Origin of the sequence: Mesorhizobium sp. YM1C-6-2 (genome assembly GCF_003666685.1) — a bacterium.
Taxonomy (GTDB): Bacteria; Pseudomonadota; Alphaproteobacteria; order Rhizobiales; family Rhizobiaceae; genus Mesorhizobium_K.
Genome location: NZ_RCIZ01000002.1, coordinates 648,058 through 671,502 on the forward strand (window position 1 = coordinate 648,058; position 23,445 = coordinate 671,502).

Annotated in this window: 20 protein-coding genes; 6 read left to right on the top strand and 14 right to left on the bottom strand. The window is 67.9% G+C overall.

Going from position 1 to position 23,445, the window contains the following annotated elements; all coding sequences use genetic code 11:
* Positions 1-13: 13 nt before the first annotated feature.
* From D8676_RS27540 to D8676_RS08010, 9 genes are all read right to left on the bottom strand, one after another.
* Entirely contained in the window at positions 14-358 is a 345-nt protein-coding gene (locus tag D8676_RS27540) for a hypothetical protein (RefSeq protein WP_121580298.1), read from the bottom strand.
* A gap of 48 nt (positions 359-406) precedes the next feature.
* Positions 407-1,288, bottom strand: coding sequence for a MurR/RpiR family transcriptional regulator (locus D8676_RS07975; protein WP_121580299.1), 882 nt, complete (start codon positions 1,286-1,288; stop codon positions 407-409).
* 24 nt (positions 1,289-1,312) lie between these two features.
* Positions 1,313-2,803 (bottom strand): mannitol dehydrogenase family protein, encoded by a 1,491-nt coding sequence (locus D8676_RS07980; RefSeq protein WP_121580300.1) that lies wholly within the window; start codon positions 2,801-2,803, stop codon positions 1,313-1,315.
* Complete coding sequence (locus D8676_RS07985) at positions 2,800-3,585, bottom strand: SDR family oxidoreductase (RefSeq protein ID WP_121580301.1); 786 nt, start codon at positions 3,583-3,585, stop codon at positions 2,800-2,802. Before D8676_RS07985 ends, D8676_RS07980 begins: the two co-directional genes overlap by 4 nt.
* Positions 3,586-3,640: 55 nt before the next feature.
* A complete protein-coding gene (locus tag D8676_RS07990) occupies positions 3,641-10,468 on the bottom strand; it encodes a GAF domain-containing protein (RefSeq protein WP_147448166.1) in 6,828 nt (2,275 codons plus the stop codon).
* 374 nt (positions 10,469-10,842) lie between these two features.
* The gene (locus tag D8676_RS07995) at positions 10,843-11,334 is read right to left on the bottom strand and encodes a copper chaperone PCu(A)C (RefSeq protein ID WP_121580303.1); all 492 of its coding nucleotides are present in this window, start codon (positions 11,332-11,334) and stop codon (positions 10,843-10,845) included.
* 148 nt (positions 11,335-11,482) lie between these two features.
* Positions 11,483-11,854: a DUF2946 family protein gene (locus D8676_RS08000; RefSeq protein WP_147448167.1), complete on the bottom strand. Its 372-nt coding sequence runs from the start codon at positions 11,852-11,854 to the stop codon at positions 11,483-11,485.
* A 180-nt stretch (positions 11,855-12,034) separates the two neighbouring features.
* Positions 12,035-12,760: a histidine utilization repressor gene (gene hutC / locus D8676_RS08005; RefSeq protein ID WP_121580305.1), complete on the bottom strand. Its 726-nt coding sequence runs from the start codon at positions 12,758-12,760 to the stop codon at positions 12,035-12,037.
* Positions 12,761-12,852: 92 nt separating this feature from the next.
* The gene (locus D8676_RS08010; RefSeq protein WP_121580306.1) at positions 12,853-14,217 is read right to left on the bottom strand and encodes a formimidoylglutamate deiminase; all 1,365 of its coding nucleotides are present in this window, start codon (positions 14,215-14,217) and stop codon (positions 12,853-12,855) included.
* 177 nt (positions 14,218-14,394) lie between these two features.
* Here D8676_RS08010 and D8676_RS08015 point away from each other — a divergent pair, with 177 nt between their 5' ends.
* From D8676_RS08015 to D8676_RS08030, 4 genes are all read left to right on the top strand, one after another.
* Complete coding sequence (locus tag D8676_RS08015) at positions 14,395-14,991, top strand: YdeI/OmpD-associated family protein (protein ID WP_121580307.1); 597 nt, start codon at positions 14,395-14,397, stop codon at positions 14,989-14,991.
* Positions 14,992-15,105: 114 nt separating this feature from the next.
* Positions 15,106-16,059: an ABC transporter substrate-binding protein gene (locus D8676_RS08020; RefSeq protein WP_121580308.1), complete on the top strand. Its 954-nt coding sequence runs from the start codon at positions 15,106-15,108 to the stop codon at positions 16,057-16,059.
* A 138-nt stretch (positions 16,060-16,197) separates the two neighbouring features.
* Positions 16,198-17,076: an ABC transporter permease gene (locus tag D8676_RS08025; RefSeq protein ID WP_121580309.1), complete on the top strand. Its 879-nt coding sequence runs from the start codon at positions 16,198-16,200 to the stop codon at positions 17,074-17,076.
* Positions 17,073-17,867 carry an ABC transporter ATP-binding protein gene (locus D8676_RS08030; RefSeq protein ID WP_121580310.1) on the top strand — a complete coding sequence of 265 codons (795 nt, stop codon included), beginning with the start codon at positions 17,073-17,075 and terminating at the stop codon, positions 17,865-17,867. The genes D8676_RS08025 and D8676_RS08030 overlap by 4 nt, the downstream gene beginning before the upstream one ends.
* A gap of 51 nt (positions 17,868-17,918) precedes the next feature.
* On the opposite strand, the gene D8676_RS08035 is transcribed toward D8676_RS08030, so the two are convergent.
* Together D8676_RS08035 and D8676_RS08040 are read right to left on the bottom strand one after the other, a co-directional pair.
* Positions 17,919-18,725, bottom strand: a complete 807-nt coding sequence (locus tag D8676_RS08035) for a class I SAM-dependent methyltransferase (RefSeq protein WP_121580311.1) — start codon at positions 18,723-18,725, stop codon at positions 17,919-17,921.
* Positions 18,726-18,813: 88 nt separating this feature from the next.
* Complete coding sequence (locus D8676_RS08040) at positions 18,814-19,491, bottom strand: HAD family hydrolase (protein WP_121580312.1); 678 nt, start codon at positions 19,489-19,491, stop codon at positions 18,814-18,816.
* Between the two features lie 116 nt (positions 19,492-19,607).
* Here D8676_RS08040 and D8676_RS08045 point away from each other — a divergent pair, with 116 nt between their 5' ends.
* Both D8676_RS08045 and D8676_RS08050 read left to right on the top strand, forming a co-directional pair.
* Positions 19,608-20,339, top strand: a complete 732-nt coding sequence (locus tag D8676_RS08045) for a BA14K family protein (protein WP_245426664.1) — start codon at positions 19,608-19,610, stop codon at positions 20,337-20,339.
* Positions 20,340-20,447: 108 nt separating this feature from the next.
* Positions 20,448-20,711, top strand: coding sequence for a hypothetical protein (locus D8676_RS08050; protein ID WP_121580314.1), 264 nt, complete (start codon positions 20,448-20,450; stop codon positions 20,709-20,711).
* 6 nt (positions 20,712-20,717) lie between these two features.
* On the opposite strand, the gene D8676_RS08055 is transcribed toward D8676_RS08050, so the two are convergent.
* The 3 genes from D8676_RS08055 to D8676_RS08065 form a co-directional block, all read right to left on the bottom strand.
* Entirely contained in the window at positions 20,718-21,674 is a 957-nt protein-coding gene (locus D8676_RS08055) for a DUF930 domain-containing protein (protein WP_147448168.1), read from the bottom strand.
* 197 nt (positions 21,675-21,871) lie between these two features.
* Positions 21,872-22,360, bottom strand: a complete 489-nt coding sequence (locus D8676_RS08060) for a hypothetical protein (protein ID WP_121580316.1) — start codon at positions 22,358-22,360, stop codon at positions 21,872-21,874.
* 63 nt (positions 22,361-22,423) lie between these two features.
* Positions 22,424-23,422: a DUF1254 domain-containing protein gene (locus D8676_RS08065; RefSeq protein WP_245426682.1), complete on the bottom strand. Its 999-nt coding sequence runs from the start codon at positions 23,420-23,422 to the stop codon at positions 22,424-22,426.
* Positions 23,423-23,445 lie beyond the last annotated feature (23 nt).

The window sequence follows — 23,445 nt, forward strand, 5'->3', positions numbered from 1 at the left end:
TGGAAGAGGTGGGCTAGCCCGTTTGGTCTGACCCTTCCCGAAATCTTACCGGCCATTCTGGCTCAGGCCATTCCTCGCCGTAGCTGTAGCCCTCGATGGCGTTCAATAGTCCGTCCTTGAAGAAAAGAACGAATCCAATCTCGGTTCCGACCGCCAAGCTTATCGCATCGGGAATTTGCTCATAGGCTCGCCGGCTGTAGCTTAGTGGCTTCACGCAAGATATTTCGGTCATAAATCCGACGGGGTTACGATCACGGAACGTGACAGCAAACTCATGCGGGTTCGGAACGTCTAAGCCCTGCTGTCCGCAGAACTTTGATACGACTGCGTACTCGAGAGAAGTCAGACGCTCGGTCATATCTGGAACGCAGCTCCGATACGGGAAATTCCTAGGTTGCCAAGTTTGCTAGCGCCGCCTTGTCGGCTCTCTAGCCGCCACCTCCGGCGTCCGATACCCCAGGCTCATCACCAGCGTCTGGCAGAGCACCATGGCCGGCACCTGGCTGCGGAAATGCCCGAGCCGGCCTTCCTTCACATAAAGCACATGGCTGGCGAGCGGCGCGACCGGACTCAGCTCGTTGTCGGTGATGGCGAGCACGGTGCGTCCCGCCTCGGCGGCCTTGCGGGCAAGTTCGACCGTCTCGGGCGTGTAGTCGTCGAAGGTGATGACCAGCAGCGCGTCGTCGGCATCCATGGCGGCGAGCTGCTCGGCGCGCATGGCGCCCAGATTGTCGAGCAGGAAGGCGCGCTTTCCGATCCGCGACAGGCCGTAATAGGTGTAGCTGCCGACGCCGAAGGCGCCGCGCGCCGCCGCGATGTGCACGGCTCTCGCCTTCTGCAGCGCATCGACGAAGGGCGTCAGCGCGGCCCCTGCCACATCCTCGCGCAGCCTCAGCAATGCGTCGAACGCCGCCTGGATGAAGGTTTCAGCGACCTCGTGCGGATCTCTGGGATCGCCGGGCTCACGCGACCCGGCGGCAACCTCGCGGTTCACCGCCTGCAGCCGGTCGGCATAGGACATGCGCGGCCCGAGCAGCCTTTGCTTGAACAGTGCCTGCAGTCCGGCAAAGCCGTCGAAGCCGAGTTCCTTGGCGAAACGCGTGATCGCCGACGGCGGCACGCCGGCGCGGCGCGCGATCTCGACGATGCTGAAGATCGCCGCATCCTCGGGATTGTTGAGCAGATATTGTGCGACCTGCTGCAGCCGCCGGCTGAGCGAAGGCTTTCGTTCGAGAAGCGTGGCGACGAATTCGCCATAGTCGTGCGTGCTGCCGGTTTCCTCGCTCAAGCAGTCCTCCCTGCTGGCGCCGTCCTACACAGGCGGCGCCTCGGCCATCGTTCCGGCAAGCGTCCTAGCCACGCCGTCCTCGAGCAGCGCCCGCGCGGCCGTGGTCGTGCGGGCGATGAAGCCCGCATCCTGCGCCAGTCCGTCGCCGAAGATTGCACGGTTTTCGATGAAGAGCCTTGTGAACGCTCCGACGTTGCCTGACGATTTCTTGGCAATGTCGGCCACGAACGGCATGATCTGGTCGCTCGCGGTCCAGGTCGCGCCGAAGGCCGGCTGCGATTTCGCCAGATAGGCGACCCAGCCACCCACCGCGACCTCCAGCAGGGGCGAGGAAAGCCCCCTTGCCATGCGGTCGCGCAACGGCTGCAGGATGCGCTGGTTGATCTTCTGCGAGCCGTCCGTGGCTATCTGGTGGTTCGAGTGGCGGATCGCCGGGTTGCCGAGCCGCGACAGCGTGAGGTCGAGATAAGGCCCCACCTGCATGCTCGGCACATCAGGCAGCACCGCCGCGGACTCCGCAAGGATCATGCGCCGCGCGAAACTTTTCAGGAGCGGGTCGTTGACGTCGTCGCAGGTGGTGCCGAGACCCGACAGCGCGCCGAGATAGCAGAGCGCCGTCTGGCAGGCGTTGAGTACGCGCATCTTGATGAATTCGTATGGCTCGACATCGCCGACGAATTCCGCGCCGGCGACGTCCCAGCGCGGGCGAGGGCGGTTGAAGTCGTCCTCGATCACCCATTGTCGGAACGGCTCGCCCACCACCACGCCTTGGTCATGCAGGCCGGTGATCTCCTCGGCCCGCTTCAGGTCCTCCGACCGCGTCGCCGGCACGATGCGGTCGACCATGGTCGAGGGAAAGCGAACATTGTCCATGATCCACGCGGCGAGCGTCTTGTCGGCGGCTTCCGCGAAGCTTGACACCACGTTTCTCAATATGTGCCCGTTGCCGGGAATGTTGTCGCAGGAGATCAGCGTCACCGGCGCGTTGGCGGCCATGCGCTTGGCGAGCACGTCCGCGAGGAAGCCCGGCAGCGACTGGCGTCCCGCCGTCCGCTTCAGGTCCTCTGATATCTCCGGCCGCTCCCAGTCGAGCGCGCCGCTCGCCGGCACGTGGCAGTAGCCCTTCTCCGTCACCGTCATGGTGACGACGTCGATGCCGGTGTCGGCCAGCGCCACCACCGCCTTCGCCGGCTCGCGTTCCGCGTCGAGGACGCGCCTGATCGAGCCGATGACGCGCGCTTCCGCCTTCTCGCCGTCGACCAGCAAGCGCGTATAGAGCCCGTCCTGCGGGGCAAGCTGATCCTCGATCGACGGCGGCCTCAGATTGACGCCGATCTCGGCGCGGTCGTCCGCTCCGGCTTCCAGCGCGTCCTCGGTGTATTCGGCCTGGTGGCAGCGGTGAAATGCGCCGACGCCGACATGCGCGAAGCCTATGCGCGTCCTGGCGCGGTCATAGCCCGGCCTTCGCACGCCCGCCGCGGCAAGCGGTAGGGTCTCTTCGTTCAGCCGCTTCATGCGTCTCTCGGTCCGACGGCCCACTGCTCCTGGTCGATCACCGCGCCGGTCATCGGCTCCGATGCAGGCGACAGCAGGAAGTGCGTCAGCCTGGCGACGTCCTCCGGCGACAGCAGCCGGCCGAAGGGTTGCCGCGCCGCCTGCTCGGCCAGCCACTCCGGTCCCTTGCCCAGCGTGTCGGCATGCATCACCCGTTCGGCCGGCGTATCGGCCCAGCCCATGTTGATGCCGTTGATGCGGATGCGGTCGAAGCGGTGCGCATGCGCGGCGTTCTTGGTGACCAGCGCAAGCGCCGCCTTGCTGGCGGAATAGACCGTCAGGTCGGTGGCGCCGCCATGCACGTTGATCGACAATATGTTGACGATGGCGCCCGGCTTCCCGCGTGCGCGCATGTCGGCGATCGCCCGCTGCATCAGGAAGAAGGGCGTCTTCGCGTTGACCGCGTGGATCCAGTCCCAGAGTTCCGGCGTGGCCGACATCATCGAGCCGCGGTCGGTGGCGCCGGCGGCGTTCACCAGCGCGTCGATGCGGCCGAATGTCTTCAGCGCCGCATCCGCGATGATGTCGCTTGCCTTGGGGTCGGCAAGGTCAGCCGCCGCGAAATGCGCCTTGGCGCCCAGCGCCTCGACTTCCGCCGCGACGGCTGCGCCGCGCGCCTTGTCACGGCCGGTGATGACGATCGCTTCGGCGCCGTTCTTCGCGGCCTCCAGCGCGACCGCGCGGCCGACGCCCTGCGTCGACCCCGTCACGACCAACACGATGTCGGCGAGGGAAAGGTTCATCGTTCACGCAACTCGATTTCTATTTATTGAAAAATAGAAAACTCATTCCATTCGGTCAAGCGGCGGAATCCTCTTCCGTCATCATGGCTGGCTCGCGCTTTGCCGTCGCGCCGCCGCGTGGCAGCACGATGCGGAATTCGGTGAATGCGCCGGGCTGGGTCTCGCAGTCGATCGTGCCCGAATGCTGCTCGACGATGATGTCGCGGCTGAGCGACAGGCCGAGGCCGGTGCCTTCGCCCGATGGCTTGGTGGTGAAGAACGGGTTGAACATCTTCGCCTTCACCTCAGGCGGAATTCCCGTCCCGTTGTCGCGGATCCTGATCTCGACCGCGTCGCCGAGGTTCTTCGTCGATGCCGCCAGCACCGGCTGGTAGGCGATGCCGTTCCCTTCGGCGCTGCGCCGGGCCGTCGCATGAAGGCCGTTGCTCATCACGTTGAGCAGCGCGCGCATGATCTCCTTCGGGTTGAGATCGACCGTGCCTGCCGCCGGGTCGTACGCCTTCTCCAGCCTGACCTCGAAGCCCGCCCGCTCGGCGCGCGCGTCGTGATAGGCGATGCCGAGGCTCTCGTCGACCACGGCGTTGATGTCGACCGGACGGCGGCCGCCCTGGTCCTCCCCGTCGTCTTGGCGCAGCATGGTCACGACGATCGAATCCGCACGTCTGCCGAACTCCACCACCTTGTCGAGGTGGTCCTTCAGCGTATCGCCGAGGTCCTCGACCTCGGCCCTGGTGCCGCCGTCGATCACCGCGCCTTCCAGCACCATGCGGATGTCGTTCACCAGCCGGTTCGACAGCGCCGAGTAGTCCTCAAGCGAATCGAGCGAGCTCCTGATCTCGTTTGCGATGCCGGTGGTGAGCTGGCCAAGCGAGGCGAGCCGCTCCATTCCGCCCACCTGTTTCTGCAGCGAGTTCAGGCTGTATCGGGTTTCGGCCAGCTCGTCGGCGCGCGCCTGCGCCTCTTCGGCAAGCTTCTTCGTCTCGATCGCGATCACCGCCTGGTCGGCGAAAGCCCGCACCAGCTCGATCTGCTGTTCCGTAAACGGTTGCGGCCGGGTCAACACGAAGACGCCGGTAGCGGCACCGTCGCGCAGCAGCGGCACGCAGAGGAATGCGCCCGAGCCGGCGCCGCCTGACGCTTCGCTCACATCAGGCACATGCACCACCGCCTTCTCCAGCGCCGCGCGGTCCATCCAGTCGTCGCGTCGCGGCCCGCGGGCTTCGCCGGTCGCCGCACCGAGACGATAGGCGCCGTCCTCCAGCCTGTAGATCTCGGCGCTCGCGGTGCCGCAGAGCGCGGCCGCCGACCCCGTCAGTGTGCCCAGCACCTTGTCGAGGTCGAAAGCCGAGCGGCCGAGCGTCTTCAGCACATAGGCTATCGCCGTCTGCTGCCGCAGCGTCTCGCTCACCTCGGCGGTGCGCGTCTCGACCTCGTCGGCGAGGCGCACGGTCTCGATCGCGGCAGCCGCCTGGTCGGCGAAGGTCTGGACGAGCCCGATCTCGCGCTCGCTGAACGGTCCGGGCAGCGGCCGCGTCAGCGTGAAGATGCCGACGGCGGCGCCGTCGCGCAGCAGCGGCACGCAGAGCACGGCAGCGATGTCGTTCGTCTTCGCGACCTCGGGGTGGTCGCTGTCGTTGGCCGTATCAGGTACGTGCAGGACCGCCAGATCGAGCGCGGCGTTGCCGGCCCAGCTGCTGTCTCCCCGTCGGACGGGGTTCGTCTTTTCCTGCGCCAGCCGATCCGGTCGGAACCCGGTGGCGGCAGCGAGATGATAAGCGCCGTCCTGCAGAAGGTGGATGCTGGAGGTACCGGCGCCGCAGAGCGCCGCCGCCGATGCCGCCAGCGACGCCAGTACCTTGTCGAGGTCGAAGGTCGAGCGGCCGATCGTCTTCAACCCCTCGGCGGTGGCGGCCTGCTGCCGCAGCACGTCGTCGAGCTCGGCCCTGCGAGCCCGCACCTCGTCTATTAGGCGCACGTTGCCGACGGCGATTGCCGCCTGATCGGCTATCGTCGAGGCCACCGCGATGTCCTGTCCGCCGAACGGCGTCGGCCGGATGATCACCAGCGCCCCGATCGCTCCGCGCTCCGCGATCAGCGGCACGGCAAGCGTGCTGTCGGCGGCTGCATCGTCCGACAGTTGCAGCGGCGCGGCTTCGCTGACGGCGCGCGCTGCCAAGTTTGCCGCCTGCGCATGCGCTTCGTCGCCGAGCCATCCCTGCGGGAAACCGGCGCTGCCGGCGTTCGCAAGGGCGCCGCCATTGTCCGCCAGGCAGATCGCCGTCCTGTCTGCGCCGCAGAATTCGGCTGCGGACCGCGCCAGCGTGTCGAGGACGGAGCCGAGGTGGAAGCGCGAGCGGCCGAGGGTAGCCAGCATGCGTGCCGTCGTCTCCCGCTCGTTCAGCGCGCGGCCGAGGCTTTGGGTGCGTTCTGAAAGAGCGCCGGCGAGCCGCGTCTTGGCGATGGCGATGGCCGCCTGCGCTGCCAGCGTGCGCGCCAGCTCGATCTCGCCTTCGTCGAAGGCCGCCAGCCGCCGCAGGGTCAGCGAGCCGGCCGCCTTGCCGCCGAGCATCAGCGGAACGGCCAGCACGGCGCCGACGGAGGATGCGGCATGGATCATGCGCCCCTCCGCGATGGCGTGTTCCGCCGCAGAGTTGTCTCCCGCCGTGCCCGCCACGGCGACGAGGAGGAGCGCTCCACCCTCGGCAAGGTTGAGCTCAGCGGCCTCCGCCCGGCACAGTTCGGCTGCGGTCGCCACGACCGCGTCGAGCGCCTGCCGGGGATCTGCCTCGACATCGGCGACGAGATCGAGCGTCCGGGCAACGGCTTCGCGGAACTGCCGCGCGCCTTCGAGTTGGTCGGCGCGCAGCGCGGCGAGCCCGGACAGCCGTTCCGTCTCCATCGCGATTGCCGCCTGGTCGGCAAAGCTGTCCGCCAGCGCTGCCGTCTCTTCGTCGAAGGCTTCTCCTTCGGTGCGCAGCAGCACCAGCGCTCCCTGCGCGGCGCCGTCCTTGCGCAGCGGGACGCCGAGCGCGGCGTTGAAGGCCGCTTGGCCCGGCATGCCGGCGAGGTGGACGGTCCTGTTCTGCGTGATCGCGGCGGCCGCCACTGCGTCGCGCGCCGCGGCGAGCGTCGCCTCGGAGTCTTCTTCCGGCATTCCCGCCGTCGCGTAGACCTCGATTCCGTCGCTGCCTTGGCCGAACAATATGCCGGAGCTTGCGCCGCATGCCCGCGCAGCCGCATCGGCCACTGCTTGGAGCACGGCGCCGAGGCCGTCCGCCGGATTGGCGACGTGTTTCAGCGCCTCGCCGGCCGCCATGCGCTGCAGGCGCGCCGTCTCGCGATCCCTGGCATGCAGCCTGCGCGCACCGTCCAGCTCGCCGGTATAGACCCCGATCGTTTCGGCAAGCTCGGCGGCATGCGCCTCGATCGTTCCTTTCAATTCCCCGGCGTGCAGGCCGCGCGTCTCGGCAAGCTCCGCCTCGCGCCGATCATGCGCCTCGGCCAACTCGACGGCGTGACGCTCGCGGAGCTCGCCGATCTCGGCTGCGTGCCGCTGCTCCGCCGCTTCCACGTCGGCGACATGGCGCTGGCGCGACTCGTCGCGCTCGGCGGTGCGTTCGCCGAGTTCCTCGGCGTGCAGGCGGCGCATCTCGGCAAGCTCCGCCTCGTGTTGCTGGCGGGTTTCTTCCACCTCGGCGGCGTGCCGCTGAAGCGTCTCGTCCATCTCGGCCGCGCGCCGCCGCTCGGCCTCGTCCACGTCGGTGACATGGTGCTGCCGCGATTCGTCGCGCTCGGCCGTGCGTTGGGCGAGTTCCTCGGCATGCAGGCGGTTTGCCTCGGCAAGCTCTGCCTCGTGCTGCTGGCCGGTCTCCTCCACCTCGGCGGTGTGTCGCTGAAGGGTCTCTTCCACCTCGGCGGCATGCCGCTGGAGCGTCTCGTCCATCTCGGCCACGCGCCGCCGCTCGGCCTCTTCCAGGTCCGCGGCATGGCGCTGGCGCCACTCGTCGCGCTCGGCCGTGCGTTCGCCAAGCGCCTCGGCGTGCAGGCGGTTCGTCTCGGCAAGCTCCGCCTCGTGCCGCTGGCGGGTATCCTCCACCTCGGCGGCGTGCCGCCGCAGGGTCTCGTCCATCTCTGCCGTGCGCCGCTGCTCGGCCTCTTCCAGGTCGGCGGCATGGCGTTGCCGCCACTCGTCGCGTTCGGCCGTGCGCGTTGCGATCTCGGTCGGCAACTGCGTGCCGGCGATGGCAAGCGCCGCCTGGTCGGCCAGTTCCGCGGCGAGCCTTCCCTGCTCCTCGTCGAACGGCAGCACCTGGCTGCGGGCCAGCGTCATCACGCCGACCATCTCGCCCTTCGCGAGCAGCGGCAGCCCCAGCATCGAGCGGGTCCCGGCGAATTTTCCGGAGTGCTCCGGGTCCTGCCACGCGTCGGTCAGGCTGAGCCCAGCAGCCCCGGCGACGACGCGGCGTGCAAGGCTGGCATGGCCCTCGGTGGGGGCTTCTGCGCCCGAGGCGTCGCGCAAGACCGTGCCGTCGAGACGGAAGAACTGCGCGTCGTCCGCGGCGCATTCGCGGGCTGCCCGTCCGGCCAGCCCGGCCAGCATCGCGTCCAGATCGTAGTCCGTCCGGCTGACCGCCCGGAGCAGGGCGCCGGTGGCGGTTTCGCGGTCGAGCGAAGCGGCGAGCCCCGAAGTACGCGTATTGAGGTCGCCGGAAAGCCTTGCGCTCTCCAGGGCGATCGCCGTCTGGTCCGCGAAGGTCTTCAGCAGCTCGATCTGCCTGGCGGGCAGGGCGCCTGCCTCCGGCCTTTCGACGGTCAGCACGCCGATCGGCCGGCCGTTGCTCAGCAGCGGTACCGCCACCAGGCTCTTCGAGCCGAGCTGCGCGGACAGCGGGCCTGCTTCTTGCTCTGCCTCGATGTCGGCGATCTCGACCACGCCGCGGGTTTCCATCGCTCGCGCGGCGGCCGTGCCCGGCACCGGCTCGGCCGGGAATGTCCTCGTCGCAAGCTCGATCGCCTCCGGCGGCAAGCCGTGCACCGCCTTGAGATGCAGCCGCTCGCCGTCGAACAACTCGATGTGGCAATAGGGGGCGTCGCAGAACCGGGCGGCGTTGCGGGCGATGGCGTCGAGTGTTTGTCCGGCGCTCGCCGGCGACCTCGCGATCCCCCGCAATATATCGTCCGTCGCCATCTGCTCTTCGGACGACCGCGCCAGCTTGCGGTCCCGCGTCTCGATTTCGTCGAGCAGCTTCATGTGCCGGATGGCGATCAGCGCCTGGTCGGCGAAATCCTCCGCCACCGCCGCCTGCCGGTCGCCGAAGGCGATGGGGTCGGCGCGCGACAGCGCGAACACGGCCTCGACGCGGCCGTCATGCTTGAGCGGCAAAGCGAGCGCCGAACGTTCGTCGCTGTAGGCGGGCCGTTCGCCGTAGTCGCCGGCGAAGCGGACGTCGCGCAGCACGTCGTCGACATTGATGATCTGTCCGGAGAAGGCCGCCGCCGCCGCCATCGCATGCTTCTCGGACCCGGCCGTGAAGGGTTCCTTGCGCGCCGCCTCGGCCCATTCGCGGGTGTGTCCGAGCTGAGCCGCGAGGCGGAACGCATCGCCCTGGCGCAGCCATACCGCGCCGACATTGGCCTCCGTCAGCCGCACCGCCGAGCCGATCAGATCGTCCAGCACCCGCTCGAGCTGGTAGTCCGTACGGCTGATCGTCTTCAGCATGTCGACCGTCAGCCCGGCCTGCTGTTGGGCGATGTCCATGCCCTGCGTTCGGTCGTCGACCTCGGCCTCCAGCCCCTTCCGGTTCTGCTGCAGCCGGCTCGCCATCGTATTGAAGCGGTCGGCCAGCGCGCCGATCTCGTCGCGCCGGTTCAGGACGACCCGCTGCGCCAGGTCGCCTTCGCCGAGCTGTTCGGCGCCGGCCTGCAGCTTTCGGATCGGAACGGAGACGCGGCGCGCCAGCCATATGCCGGCTGCGGCGGCGACCAGCAGCCCGGCGGCCGCCAGCAGCGCCGACTGCCAGGCCAGTGTCATGAAAGGCGCGAGCGCCGCGCTCCGCGGCGTCTCCGCTATAACCCGCCAGCCCGTATCGGGGACCTCGGCATAGGCGGCGAGCGCCGGCGTGCCGTCTTCGGTCAGCGCGTCGGCGGTGGTGCCGGTGCCGGCGGCTGCGAGCGCCGCCGCCACCTGCGGCAGCGCCGCCATGTCGCTGTCGCCGGCGATCGGGTTCTTCTCAGGATGCGCGATCAGCCGACCGGTGCCGTCGACCACGAATGCCCGGCCGTCTTCTCCGCCGGCGGCGTTCACCAGTTGCGCGACGAAGGCGAGGTCGATCTCGGCGACGGTGGCTCCGCCGCCCGGATGCGCCATGCCGATCGTCGTCGAAAGCTCGGCCCCGTTGCGGACATAGACCGGGCCGAACCATGTCCGCGCCTTGACCGTTTCGGTGAAGCGCGGCTCATTGGCGTGGTTGGTGCGGCTGGCGATCGAATCGGGTGCGAAGCGCGACACCTTGAGCTGCTCGAGACCATTGCCGTCGATATGGAAGAGCTCGGTGACGGCGGGGAACTGCTTCAGCATGCGGGTGAAGTCGGCGCGCTGCTGTTCGATGCCGGCGCTCGTCCAGGCGGGCTGCGTCGTCCAGGCGATCTGGCTTTGCAGTTCCGACACCGCCGCGCCGATGCGCCCGGCAAGCGTCTCCGCCTTCTGGCGCTCCGCCGCGAACGCGCTGCGCTGGGCATTGTCATAGGCCCACCAGAGGCCTGCCGCGCTGCCGAGCGCCAGCAGCAGCAGGGCAAGCGCCACCATTGCAGTGGCGAATTTCAGCGACAGCGGAATGCGCAGCCGTCGGCCCGGCCCGTCGGCCGCGGCTTTCGATCCGTTCACGGCGATAGCCACCGTTCAGCTCGGCCGTGCGAGCGGACTGGTCCGTGCCATTACAACCCCCCGGAATCCCGCAATTCTGAACCGGGCCGTCACAGGCGTATGTCGGCTGCCGGTTGAGAGACCGGCAACCTAAGCATCTTTGAAAACCTTGTCCATGAAGGGCGGTCCGGAAAGCCTTAATTTCCTGCGTAAAACCGCCATCGCCTCATCCTCTCCCCGAGCCGGGGAGAGGATCGTTTGCGAGGCGCCCGTCGCCCCGGGCGTCTCGGTCTTGGCTCGACAGCATCGGACCGAAAAGTGCGAAGCGGTTTTCGGATAAATCCGATGCCGAACAAAGAGATAGAACGGCGAACGCTATTCGGGCGTTCGTCGTACTAGTGCGCCGAGTGGTCGGCTTCCTTGCCGCCGGCCTTTTCGACGGCGAACTCGACCTCCACCGTGCCGGCCTTCTCGAAGGTCAGCGTGCCCGGGAATTTCACGCCCTCGACCGCCGGCGCCTTCAGCTCCATGAACATCAGATGGTAGGAGCCCGGCTCGAGCTTGACCTCGCCGCCGGCCGGGATTTCCACCCCGCCGGTGACCGGCCGCATGTTCATCACGCCGTCCTTCACCGTCATCTCGTGGATTTCGCCCTTGCCGGCGATCCCCGCGGTCGCCGAGACCAGCCTGTCCGGCGTCGACCCGTGGTTCTTGACGGTCAGGTAGCCGGCCGCGACCTTGGCGCCGGGAAGCGTCGCGCGCGACCAGGGATGGCCGATCTCGAGATCGCCGAGCTTGTATTCATGCGCCGTCGCCGCCTGCGCGAACGACAGGGCCAAGGCGAAGGCGGCCGCGGGCAGGGCGGCGTTGCGGAAAGAGAAGATCATCATATTGCTCCGAAGAATGGTGTCGCGCCGCGTCCTGCGGTCGGCGAACCTCTGCTGCTGACAAGGGCATGATCCGGAATCCGGTTTTGGAAGGGACCATGCCAGACATTCGGTCGGCCGCGCCTTGTTGGAGCGCGGCGTCCGGCTGTCAGGCGGCAGGCGGAGCGCGGGGATTGGCCGGGGTTCGCCGCTCGCGCGGGAAAACGGGCTGCGGCGGCGGAAAGCTGATCTCCTCGCCGACAAGCGCGACGGCCGGCCATTCGACCTCGACGGGCAGGCCGGCGGCGGTCTGGAAGGCGGCGCTGCAGGAAAGCATGCAGCAGTCGGGCATGTGGCCGCCGTCGCGGCCCGGGCCGGATGGGCTGTGGCCGGTGCTGCCTTCCGCGCAGATGACGTTGCCGAAAAGGTCGCGCTGGACGGGCGGGGCGGCGATGGCGAGGGCCGTCTGCAGGACAAGCGCCAGCGCCGCGACGAAAGCCGCGAGCCTTGCCATGCCGATCCTGTTGTCACCCTGTCTCATGAGGCGCGCCGCCTGGAGCATTTCCGTCCGTCCTGGATAGTCCCGGAAACGTCCCACCTCCTTGCTCTTGCGCAAATTCGGTCCCGAAACCGGCGCGCGCCTGCCGGGTTTTTAGCATGCGCGTCCTGCCCGGCAAACGCGGCGCATGCCTCTGCGGCAAGATGACCGTCGGGCCGCCGCCTATCCCGCCTGCGGCGCGAACCGCGCCATCAGCGAATGCGTCTCGCCGGCATAGGTCAGCCGGACATCCGTCACCGGCATGTCGTCGCCACCCCAGGTGCGCCGCTGCACGACGAGGCAGGGGCTGTGGCGCGGCACGTCCAGCATCTTCGCCACATGCTCGTCCGCCGCCACCGCGCGGATCGTGTGCTCGGCGGCGTTCCAGGGCACGCGGGACAGCAGCCAGGGCCCCGGCACGGCCGTCTCGAATTTTTCGTCGGCAGCCTCCGGCACCGCCGCCAGGCTGATCGCGCGTTCCTCCAGGCAGAAGGGGGCTGCCCCGGCGAAATGCCGGCAGACCAGCTCGACCAGCCCCGTGCCTGCCGGAAAACCGTCTTCGTCGTCGGCCGCCAGACGCTGCTTGCGCGACGCGAGTTCATAGCGATAGGGCAGGCCCAGCGCCTCGACCTCCGTCCTGATGTCGTGGATCTCCAGGATAGCCGCCTGGCTCTGCGGCCGCCTGACGAAGCTACCGGAGCGCCGGCGCCGCTCGATCAACCCGCTCCGCGCAAGCTCCGACATCGCCTTGTTCACGGTCATGCGCGAGCAATGGTATTCGGCCGACAGTTCATGCTCGAAGGGAATGCGGTGGCCGGGCGGCCATTCGCCCGACAGGATGCGGCCGCGAATGTCGGACAGGATGCGCTGGTAGAGCGACACTCCCTTTGCGTCCGCTTCGGCGTCCATCCTGTCCTGCTGCTCCGCTTTCTATGCCGTCACCGGATCGTCCGGAAGCCGTCTTGCGGCTTCGGTCCGGTACTCTGCTTGGAATCGGCCCGCTAGCCGGCCGCCAGGTCCATCATGACCTTCCGGAACCGCTTGGCAATGGCGTCGGCGCGTATATGCCGGCCGCCCTCGACCAGCTTCTGCCCGCGCACCCAGGTGCAGTCCACCCTCGCGCCGCCGGCAAAGATCCAGGCGTCGAGGATGGCGTCCTCGTCCTTGCCGGCGAGCGTCGGATGCGACGGATCGAGCGACACGAAGTCGGCCGGCGCGCCTTCGGCCAGCCCACCGCCGCCCGCGCCCAGAGCGACGGTTCCGCCGGCAACCGCCGCGTCGAACAGCGCCCGCCCGTTCGACTGGCCGGGTCTCGCCAGCACGTTGCGCGCCTCCCGGGCGAGGCGCTGCGAATATTCGAGCTGGCGCAATTCGTCGGCCAGCCCGATCAGCACGTTGGAATCCGAGCCGATGCCGAAGCGCCCGCCGCTCTCCAGGAAAAGCGGTCCCGGAAAGGTGCCGTCGCCGAGATTGGCCTCGGTGATCGGGCAGAGCCCGGCCACCGCGCCGGCCTTCGCCATGCCCGCGGTCTCGGCATCGGTCATGTGGGTGGCGTGGATCAGGCACCAGTTGCCGTCGACGCCGGCATTGGCCAGCAGCCACTCCACCGGTCGCGCGCCGGACCATGCCTGGCAGTCCTCGACCTCGCGCATCTGCTCGGCGGCATGGATGTGGATCCGGCCCTTTTGGCCGCCCGCGACCAGCGCCGTGACCGCCGCCAGTTCTTCCGGCGTCACCGCGCGCAGGCTGTGCGGCGCCACGCCGACCACCGCTTCAGGAACTGATTCAACCGCCTTCCGGCTTGATTCAAACAGGCGGGAGAAGCCGTTGAGATCGTTGATGAAACGGCGCTGTCCCTCGCTCGGCGTCTGCCCCCCGAAACCCGAGTGCGCGTAAAACACCGGCAACAGCGTCAGCCCGATGCCTGTCTCGCTCGCGGCTGCCGCGATCCGCGCCGCCATCTCGGCGATATCAGTATAGGGCCGCCCGTCGACATCGTGGTGCAGATAGTGGAATTCGCCGACGCGGGTGAACCCCGCCTCCAGCATCTCCGCATAGAGCTGGCAGGCTACCGCCTCCACCTGGTCCGGCGTCATCGACAGCGCGAAGCGGTACATCACCTCGCGCCACGACCAGAAGCTGTCGGCGCCCGGCCCGCGCGTCTCGGCCAGCCCCGCCATGCCGCGCTGGAAGGCGTGGCTGTGCAGGTTGGGCATGCCCGGCACGAGGATCGCGCAGCGCTCGTCGCCGGCCCTCGCCGCCGCTCCAGCCGTCACCGAAGCGATCCGCCCGCCACCTGTCTCGATGCGCACGTCCTTGGCCCAGCCGTCCGGCAGGAGTGCGGTCCCTGCGAACAGCGAACTCATGCCATGCCCCTTTCAGATTGCGGCATTTCCTTCCGGCCTTTCATGGCAGTTGACCTTGCACGCCCTGCTTCACCCCGGCGCGTCCGGACGGCTATAACACGTCGTCGCAACCAGTCGCAGGCCGTAGATGCGTCCTCTTTCGTCGCCGATCTCTTCCTCCAGCCTCTGGGCCGGCTGATGGCTCCCGTTACCGTCGATCCCCGCAAGGTCCGCGAGTTCGAGACCGCCGGCGCCTTCTACGAATGGCTCGGCAGGAACCACGACCGGACCGACGAGGTCTGGATCAAGATCCACAAGGTCGGTTCCGGGCTAGCATCGATCACTCCGAAGGAGGCGATCGACGTCGTGCTCTGCTGGGGCTGGATCGACGCCATCCGCAAGGGGTTCGACGAGAAGAGCTATCTGCAGCGCTACACGCCGCGCGGCGCGAAAAGCACCTGGAGCCAGATCAACGTCGACAATGTCACGCGCCTCGTCGGGGAGGGCCGCATGACCGAGCACGGGCTGAAGCATGTCGAGGCGGCCAAGGCCGACGGCCGCTGGGACCGCGCCTATGCGAGCGGAAAGGACATGACCATCCCCGGCGACCTGCAGGCCGCCATCGACGCCGAGCCGAAAGCGAAGGCGATGCTGGCGCGGCTCAGCGCGCAGAACCGTTTCGCGCTCGCCTTCCGCGTCGGCAACATGAAGACCGAAGCCGGCCGCAGGAAGAAGATCGAGACCTTCGTCGCCATGCTGAAGCGCGGCGTGACGATCTACCCGCAGAAGAAGTGAGCTTTCCTAGCGGAAGGCAGTCAACGCGTGGCCCGATAAAATTGTCGTGGGCAAGCTTTCATCGGGCAGAAGAATGAATTAGGGGTCTGGGAAACCATCTTTGAGGGACTTGAGATGAAATCTCTGCTTCTTGCACTGGCGGCATCCGCCGCCTTGGTTCTTCCCGCGCAGGCCGAGGATGTGACGGTCGCCGTGACCGCCATCGTCGAGCATCCGGCGCTCGACGCCACGCGCGACGGCGTCAAGGACGCGCTGGCCGCCGCCGGCTACAAGGAAGGCGAGGGGCTGACCTTTGTCTACCAGTCGGCCCAGGGCAACCCGGCCACCGCTGCCCAGATCGCGCGCCAGTTCGTCGGCGACGCGCCCAACGTCATCGTTCCGATATCGACGCCGTCGGCCCAGGCCGTGGTTTCGGCCACGCAGGACATCCCGGTGGTGTTCACCGCGGTGTCCGATCCGCTCGGCGCACAGCTCGTCAAGGACATGCAGAAGCCCGGCGGCAACGTCACCGGCCTTTCCGACATGTCGCCGGTCGCTGCCCATGTCGACCTGATCAAGGAAATCCTGCCGCAGGTGAAGACCATCGGCTACCTCTACAATTCCGGCGAGGCGAACTCGGTGTCGCTGCTTGCCGCCCTGAAGGAAGCAGCCGAGCCCGCCGGCATCACGGTGGTCGAGTCCGCCGCCACCAAGACGGCCGAGGTGCAGGGCGCCGCCCGCGCGCTGGTTGGCCGGGTCGACGCCGTCTACGTACCGACCGACAACACCATCATCTCGGCCCTCGAGGCTGCGGTGGCGGTAGCCGAGGAAGCCAAGATGCCGCTGTTCACGGCCGACACGGATTCGGTCAGCCGCGGTTCGATCGCCGCGCTTGGCTTCAACTACTACGACGTCGGCAAGCAGACCGGCGAGGTCGTGGTGCGCATCCTCAAGGGCGAGAAGCCCGGCGACATCGCGGTCGAGGTTGCCAAGGGCACCGATCTGGTCGTCAACAAGTCGGCGGCGCAGAAGATCGGGCTCGAGCTGCCCGAAAGCGTCGTTTCGCGCGCCACCAAGGTGATCGACTGACAGGACGGCTGGGCGATCCAGGGATCGCCCGGCCTCGTTTTTCCCGTCCGGCGTGCGGCTCCGCGGGGCAAGCCCGGATCGGAAGGCCCGCCGCAGGAGTATCCGTGAGATGCGCATGCTGCTGAAAGGCAGGCAATCTTGAGCCAGATCGCTTTTTGGGGCGCCGTCGAGCTGGGGCTCGTCTACGCGTTCGTGGCGCTCGGTGTCTATCTGGCCTTCCGGGTGCTCGATTTCCCCGACCTAACGGTCGACGGTTCGTTTCCGCTCGGCGCCGCCGTGACGGCGGTGCTGATCCTCGCCGGCCTCAATGCGTGGCTGGCCGCGCTCGTGGCGATGGCCGCCGGCGCCGCCGCGGGGCTGGTCACGGCCCTGCTCAACGTGCGCTTCAAGATCCTGCACCTCCTGGCATCGATCCTGACCATGATCGCGCTGTTTTCCGTCAACCTCAGGGTGATGGGCAAGCCGAACGTGGCGCTGATCAACGCCGACACGATGCTCACGCCCTTCTACGGGTTCGGCCTCAGCAGCTATCTGGTCCGCCCGCTCTTCGTCGGCATCCTTGCCGTGATCGCGCTTCTCGTCGTGTGGCGCTTCCTCGTCAGCGACGCCGGGCTCGCCATGCGGGCCACCGGCGCCAATCCCCGGATGGCGCGGGCGCAGGGCGTCAACACCGCCGGGCAGATCTATCTCGGCATGGCCATCTCCAACGCGCTGGTGGCGCTGGGCGGGGCGCTGTTCGCACAAACCAACGGCTTTGCCGACGTCACCTCGGGCGTAGGCACCATCGTGGTGGGACTGGCTGCGGTCATCATCGGCGAGACGCTGCTCGGCGCACGCGGCATCCTCATTGCGCTGATCGGCTGCGTCATCGGCTCCATCCTCTACCGCATCGCCATCCAGCTCGCGCTTTCCAGCGACGCGCTCGGCCTGCAGGCCTCCGACCTCAACCTGGTGACGGCCGTGCTCGTCACCTTCGCCCTCGTGCTGCCCCGTCTTCGCCGCGGAGGTAACCGATGATCTCGCTCCGCAACATAGGCGTCGTGTTCGGTAAGGGCACCCCGCTCGAGAAGAGGGCGCTGAACGGCATCAATCTCGAGATTGACGAGGGCATGTTCGTCACCGTGATCGGCTCCAACGGGGCTGGCAAGTCGACCCTGCTCGGCGTGCTTGCCGGCGACATCGCGCCGAGCACCGGGCAGGTGCTCATCGGCGGCGTGGACGTCACCCACAAGCCGACCGCGCGGCGCGCCGAGCTGGTGGCGCGCGTGTTCCAGGACCCGCTGGCGGGAAGCTGCGGCGCGCTGACCATCGAGGAGAATCTGGCGCTGGCCGAACGGCGCGGCCGGCGTCGCGGCCTGACGATGGCGCTCAATGCGGGACGCCGCGCGATGTTCCGCGAGCGCGTTGCCGACCTCAATCTCGGCCTCGAGAACCGTCTCGGCGACCGCATGGACCTGCTGTCCGGCGGGCAGCGGCAGGCGGTGTCGCTGGTCATGGCCACGCTCACCGGATCCGATATGCTGCTGCTCGACGAGCATACCGCCGCGCTCGACCCCGGCATGGCCGAATTTGTCATGAAGCTGACCGAGAAGTTTGTCGCGGAACGCAAGCTGACGACGCTGATGGTCACCCATTCCATGCGTCAGGCGCTCGATTTCGGCGACCGCACCATCATGCTGCATGGCGGCGAGATCGTGCTCGACGTCCGCGGGGACGAGCGTAAGGGCATGCAGGTCGAAGATCTGATCGAGATGTTCCGCCGCATCCGCGGCCAGACCATCGACGACGACGAACTGCTCATCGGCTAGGGCTGTCGAGGTTCAGCTCAGGCGGCCGGCATCGGCTGAAACCGCCAGACCTCAGTCCACCTTGGCCTTCACCGCCCATGCGCGCGCCTTCAGCGCGATGGAGCCGTCGTCGCTGCGCGGCAGCCTGGCCTCCAGCCGGTCCTTCAGGCGCTGCCGTGCGTCGGGCGCGAGGCTGGCGACATAGCCCGGCGCCGGACCGGCGCCCAGCGTGAAGGGCCGCCAGTAATCGTCGAAATCCGAAAACACCGTCGGCGCCTCGAGCGCCTCGCAGGCCGCGCCCGCCAGTCCGGCCTCCCGAGCCGTCGCGGTCAGCGCGTCCGGCGTGCAGAAGGGAAAACGCCGGTCCTCGGTCAGCTCGCCCGCCTTGGCGTCGAGTGCCGCGGCCTCCCGCCAGAAGGCGCGCAGGAATTCCAGCCCGGCGCCGGGATAGTCCCAGACATAGAAGGCGACGGTGGCGCCCGGCCGCGCCGCGCGCTTCATCTCGCCGACCGCCTTCACCCTGTCGGGCACGAAATTCAGCATCAGCGCCGAGACGACGGCGTCGCGGCTGGCCGTCTCCACAGGCAGCGCCTGCGCGTCCCCCTGGCGGAAGTCGGCGCGCTGGTCGGGAACGCTTGCCCGTGCCTTGGCGAGAAACCCTTCGGAGGGATCGACGGCGACAAGGCTTTCCGGATCGCAGTGCGCAAGGATCGCCGCCGACAGCGCGCCGGTGCCGCAGCCGACCTCCAGCCAGTCGAGTTCGCGCGGCAGCGCCAGGAGGTCGAGGAAGAGCGGGGCGATGCGCCGGCTCCATCGGCCCATGTAGAATTCGTAGGCGTCGCCTGCCTGCCAGGCGTCATGTCGGGAAGCTTCGCTCATGGCGCATCCTCCGGCGCCCCGCCCGGGAACGCCATGCGAGAATACATGCTCGGGGAGCCTGCCGTCGAGCGCTAAGGCGGGCCCGGCATCAACGACGCGCCAGCGCCTCGATGTCCAACCCCAGCAGGTCGCCTATCCCCTCCACCGTGACGTCCGGCGCGCGGTATTTTCCCGCATTGGCCGGGTCGAGCGCATAATGCCCCTGGCGCGGGAACACCGTCACCAGCCGCTCGCCCCAGACCTTCTTCACCGCATCGAGGATGCGCTGCTTGTCGTCGATCAGCACGTAGCGCCTTGCCGGAAATTCGCGCTCGACCGTCGCGAGCATCTCCTCCTTGTGAACGAAGATCAGCACGCGGCCGTCCACCGCCTTCCAGATGCCCGAGCGCTGCACCTTGCGCGGCTGGAACACCACGTCGCCATCCGACAGGATCACCGTCGGCCCGGTTTTCGCGAGCCTGTCCAGCACCGCCAGCGCGCCCGGATAGAGCCGGTCGGCGAACGGATAGTCGATCAGGAAGCCGGAAACCGAGAGCAGCCGGTGCGCCGCCTCGCCGTTCTCTTCGAGGTCGGCCCGGTAGCGCTGCAGCGCGCCGAGATAGTCGGCATAGCCGAGTTCCTCCCTCAGCCTTTCGAAATGCCTCCAGTAGAGTTCTCCCGCCCTGCCGAAATTGCCGGTCAGATGCGCCCGGAGGTCGTCGGCGACGCGGTCGTTGTCGAGCAGCGTGTTGTCGACATCCAGGAGAAAGACGACGTCGTGCGTCATGCGTGTCCCCACGTGTTGCTCATGTGTTGCCGGTCCCGCAAACACGAGGCGAGGCTAGCGCCGTTCGTGCCTGACGCCTAGCACCTGCAACTTCCGGGGGAACCGGAGCCCTCGCCGTGCATTCTCTAGCGGACAAGGAAAAGGAGCACAGGGTGAAGGCGCTGCTGGCGATCGTTGCGGGTTTTGGGGCGTCGCTCGGCATGTTTGCCGGCGGGCTCGCCCTTGCCATCTATCTGGTCGCGGTGGAGCCGGAACAGCAGCCCGGCCCCAGCGTCGACGTCGCCGACCTCTGGACGGCGGAGCCGCGCAAGGTGGACAGGGCGGCGCAGCATCTCGAACGGCTGCCGGCCGAGACACCTTCCGATCCTAAGCTGACCGACGGGAATGCCGCCGACCCGGCCCGGAATCCCGCCACCGGCGCGGTGGACGATTTCGTCACCGGTTCGGTTCAGGCGGCGGTAGGCGAGGGCGCCCGCGAGGATCGCGTGCCCCCTGACGAATACCCCTCGAACGAACTGTCGGCGGCCCATCTCGCCTGGTGCGCCGACCGTTACCGCTCCTATCGTCCGGAGGACGACAGCTACACGTCCTACAGCGGCGACCAGCAGCCCTGCGTCTCGCCGTTCTCCGGCGACCTTGCCGCCACCGCCGAAGACGTGTCGTCCCCGCTCGCCGAGAGCTATCCGGAGCTCCTCGCGGAACCCGCGGTGCAATATGCCTCGGACGGCCCGGCCGCCTTCGCCTCGGACGACCATGTGAGCTACTGCTTCAGCCGCTACCGCTCCTACCGCCCCGAGGACAACAGCTACCAGCCCTATGGCGGCGGCCCGCGCCAGCAGTGCCGGTAGCCTGCGGGCCCTCCGGTCCCGATATCCGCCCCGTTCCTCCGCCGCCGGCGTTCCTCCCGGCGCGGCGATGTGGCAGTCTGCCCCCGAATATCCCTCGGAGGTGGAATCATGACCGATCTGGGAGAACTGCTCGACCCCGTCCGCAGGCAGGTCATCGACCTCAAGGACGCGCTGCTTCATGCTCGCTACCGCTATGACGGCCTCGACCTCATCCTGGAGGGCGTCGCGGACCCGAAAGTCCGGGGCGCGGCGCAGGAAATCTTTGCCGTCGCCGGCGAGAAGATGAACGCGGTCGACGACCTGCTCGACGAGCTCTACCGCGAGCTTTCCGATCTCGACCGCAAGCTCGAGACGCTCGACCGCAAGGCCTGACCCGGCCTACCGGGAGGGCAGCCGGCGGCGCTCGCGCTCGGCTGGCGGCAGCAGGTCGCCGACACGGAAGGCGAAACCCACCACCCGGGTCGCGTCCGCATCTACCTCGCAGCGATAGCTCAAATCGTACCATTCTCCGCCGACGCGGAAGGCGGCCTTCTGGGCGTCGATGACCTCCGCGCCGTCATCCAGCCGGAAGGATGGCAGGAGATCAGGGAAGTAGGGCGGCCACGTGTTGCGCAACTGCTCGCGCAGTTCGGTGACGCAGAGCCGGCCGCCCCTGACGCCGCGCGGCAGCCTGCCCATCGCGCTGGTCGCGATCACGTCGCCGGTGGCCTGTTGCGAGTACAGCCTTTCGGCCTCCTTCGGCTCGGCGCCTTCTTCCGCCTTGGCGGCTTCTGCCGGGTCCGGCGCCGCGGCCTCCGGCTCTCCGGGCGGCGGAAGCTGGTTCTCCGACCCGTCCGCCGTCAGGGCAGGCGGCTGCACGGGCTCCGGCTTTTCGGCTTCGCGCTCTGCTTCCGGCGACGCCGAACCTTCCTCCGGGCTGTTGCCGTCCAGGGCCTGGCGAGGCCCGGCATCCTTCTCGCCGAACTGGAAGACCGGGCTGATGACCTCAGGGGCGGCCTGCTGGCCGTCTGCCTCATCGCCGGTCGGAGGCGGCTTCTCCTCCGCCGCCTGTTCCGGCTCCTCGGGTTTTTCCGGCTCGGGCTCTTCAGCCTTTTCCTGCGGCGGCGGCTCGGCCTTCGCTTCTTCCTGCTGTTCGGGCGGCTGCACGAGCTCGACGTCGACGGCCTGTTCCTCCTCCGGCTGGAACAGCGACACCGGCAGCCCGAATATCACCAGCGCAGCGATGGATAGATGGACGGCCAGCGAAACCGGCAAGGCCCATCTCGACGCAAGGCCCGGATTCTGCAGATCGTCCTTCATCGGAACCGATGTGGAATGAATTACACCCGGCTTCAAGCGTCCATCCCGCAAATATCCGTGTCTGCCCTGCGTCCGTCATCGGCCGCGATCCCGTTCGGCCAGGTGGCCGTGCCCGAGACGTCGCGGCGTCGATCTGCCGTCAAATCTACCTGCCATTGCGGCTGAAAGATGCGCCGAGGCTCCGAAATCGGCGTACCGGCGCGGGGCGTTCCTGATCGCGAGCCTCGGCCTGCCTACCGGTCCATGCTGATGACGTCGCCGGCGTCGGTCACCGTGCAGTGCGAGCTGTCGCCGCCGGTGTCCATGGTCAGCACCCAGTTCGCGCCCGACCGCTTGGCGTGCTTCATCACGCTCGAACCGTCCGGCTCCTCCTGGTATTCGTCGGCGCTGTTCATGCAGGCGTCCACCGCCGCCTTGGAGGGTTCGCCCGGCGCTGCGGCGTCGCTTTCCTCCATCGCCTTCATGCCGCAGTCGCCGTCCGGCAGCATGTCGATCGTCTTGTAGCGTCCCTGTGACACGTGCACCTTCACGCAGACGCCGGTCTTTGCGTTCCACCAGATGTTGTTGCCGCCGACATCGGCATAGCCGCGCGTCTGCATCTGGGTCTCCGCGCCGGGCGCCCGCGCCCCCAGCAGGTCGACGATGTCGTCAGGAGTGTCGGCGAGTGCCGGCGATGCAAGGAGCGCGAGGCCGGCAGGAATGATCAGTTTCAGTTTCCGCATCGTTCGCCTCGCGGTTTTTAGGGCCGTACAGCGTTAGTGTACGGCCGGCGGTGCCCTTGTCCTTCAGCCGGCCGGCTGGGGCTCCGGAAATTGCCACGTCCCGTTCAGGATCTCTTCGCGTGGGCGGTAGAGCCTGACCGTGTAGTTCCAGCCCTTCATGATCGGCAGGCAGTTCGGCACCTTGCCGTCGCACCCGCCGAACTGGATGTCTATCGCGCCGCCGTCGCTCTTCTTGGCGGTGATGTTGTTGATCGAATAGGCGTTGTACTCGTTCTTTTCGTAGTAGCCCTCGGCGTCGTAGAGGCTGACCGACCAGAAGCCGTCGACCGGCACGTCCTTGACGTTGAGCCTGTAGACGGTGGTGCCGTCATTGTTGGCCGGCGTGATGTTGAGGTAGGTGGCGTCCTTGTCCGGATTGCCGCCCCAGCCCGCAGCGGTTCCGAGCAGGTGACGGATGGGATCGACATCGTCCTTCGTGCCGAACGCGCCCTTGAAGTCGGGAATCGTCGTCGCCAGAACCAGAAGCGCATCGCGCACCTTCTTCTGACTGGCCTGGTCCCAGTCGGGAATCTCGAAGGTGCCGGCGCTTGCCTGTTCGACCTTGATCGCGTCCTGAAGTGCATGCACGTCCTTGACGTCCTCGGGATCGGCAGGATCGACCAGCGTGCGGATCGCCACGACGACGTAGCGAGTGCCGACCTTCTCCTTGTCGAGCGTATAGCCGCCCGCGCCGTAGTTCACCTCGGGAACATAGTGATCCTCGCTGATCACCTGCATCGACATAAAGCGCTCGCCCGCGTCCGGCAGGGTGACGGTCACGGGCCCGGCGTCGAGATCGAACAAAGCCGACGAATAGAGCGTGTCGCGGTTGAGGCGGATGACCGTCTGGTGGTCTATGTTCGCCGGCTCGCGGCTATGATGGAACGTTCCGAGCGCGCCGGCCTCCTTGAGGACGCCTCCGAAATAGAGATCGCTTTCCGCTCGGTTGAAATTGTCCACCGTTACCGGTTCGGCCGCGGTCGCCTGTTGTCCGATCAATGCGACGAACCCCGCCGCGAGCATCGCCGCCATCACTTTGGCATTCA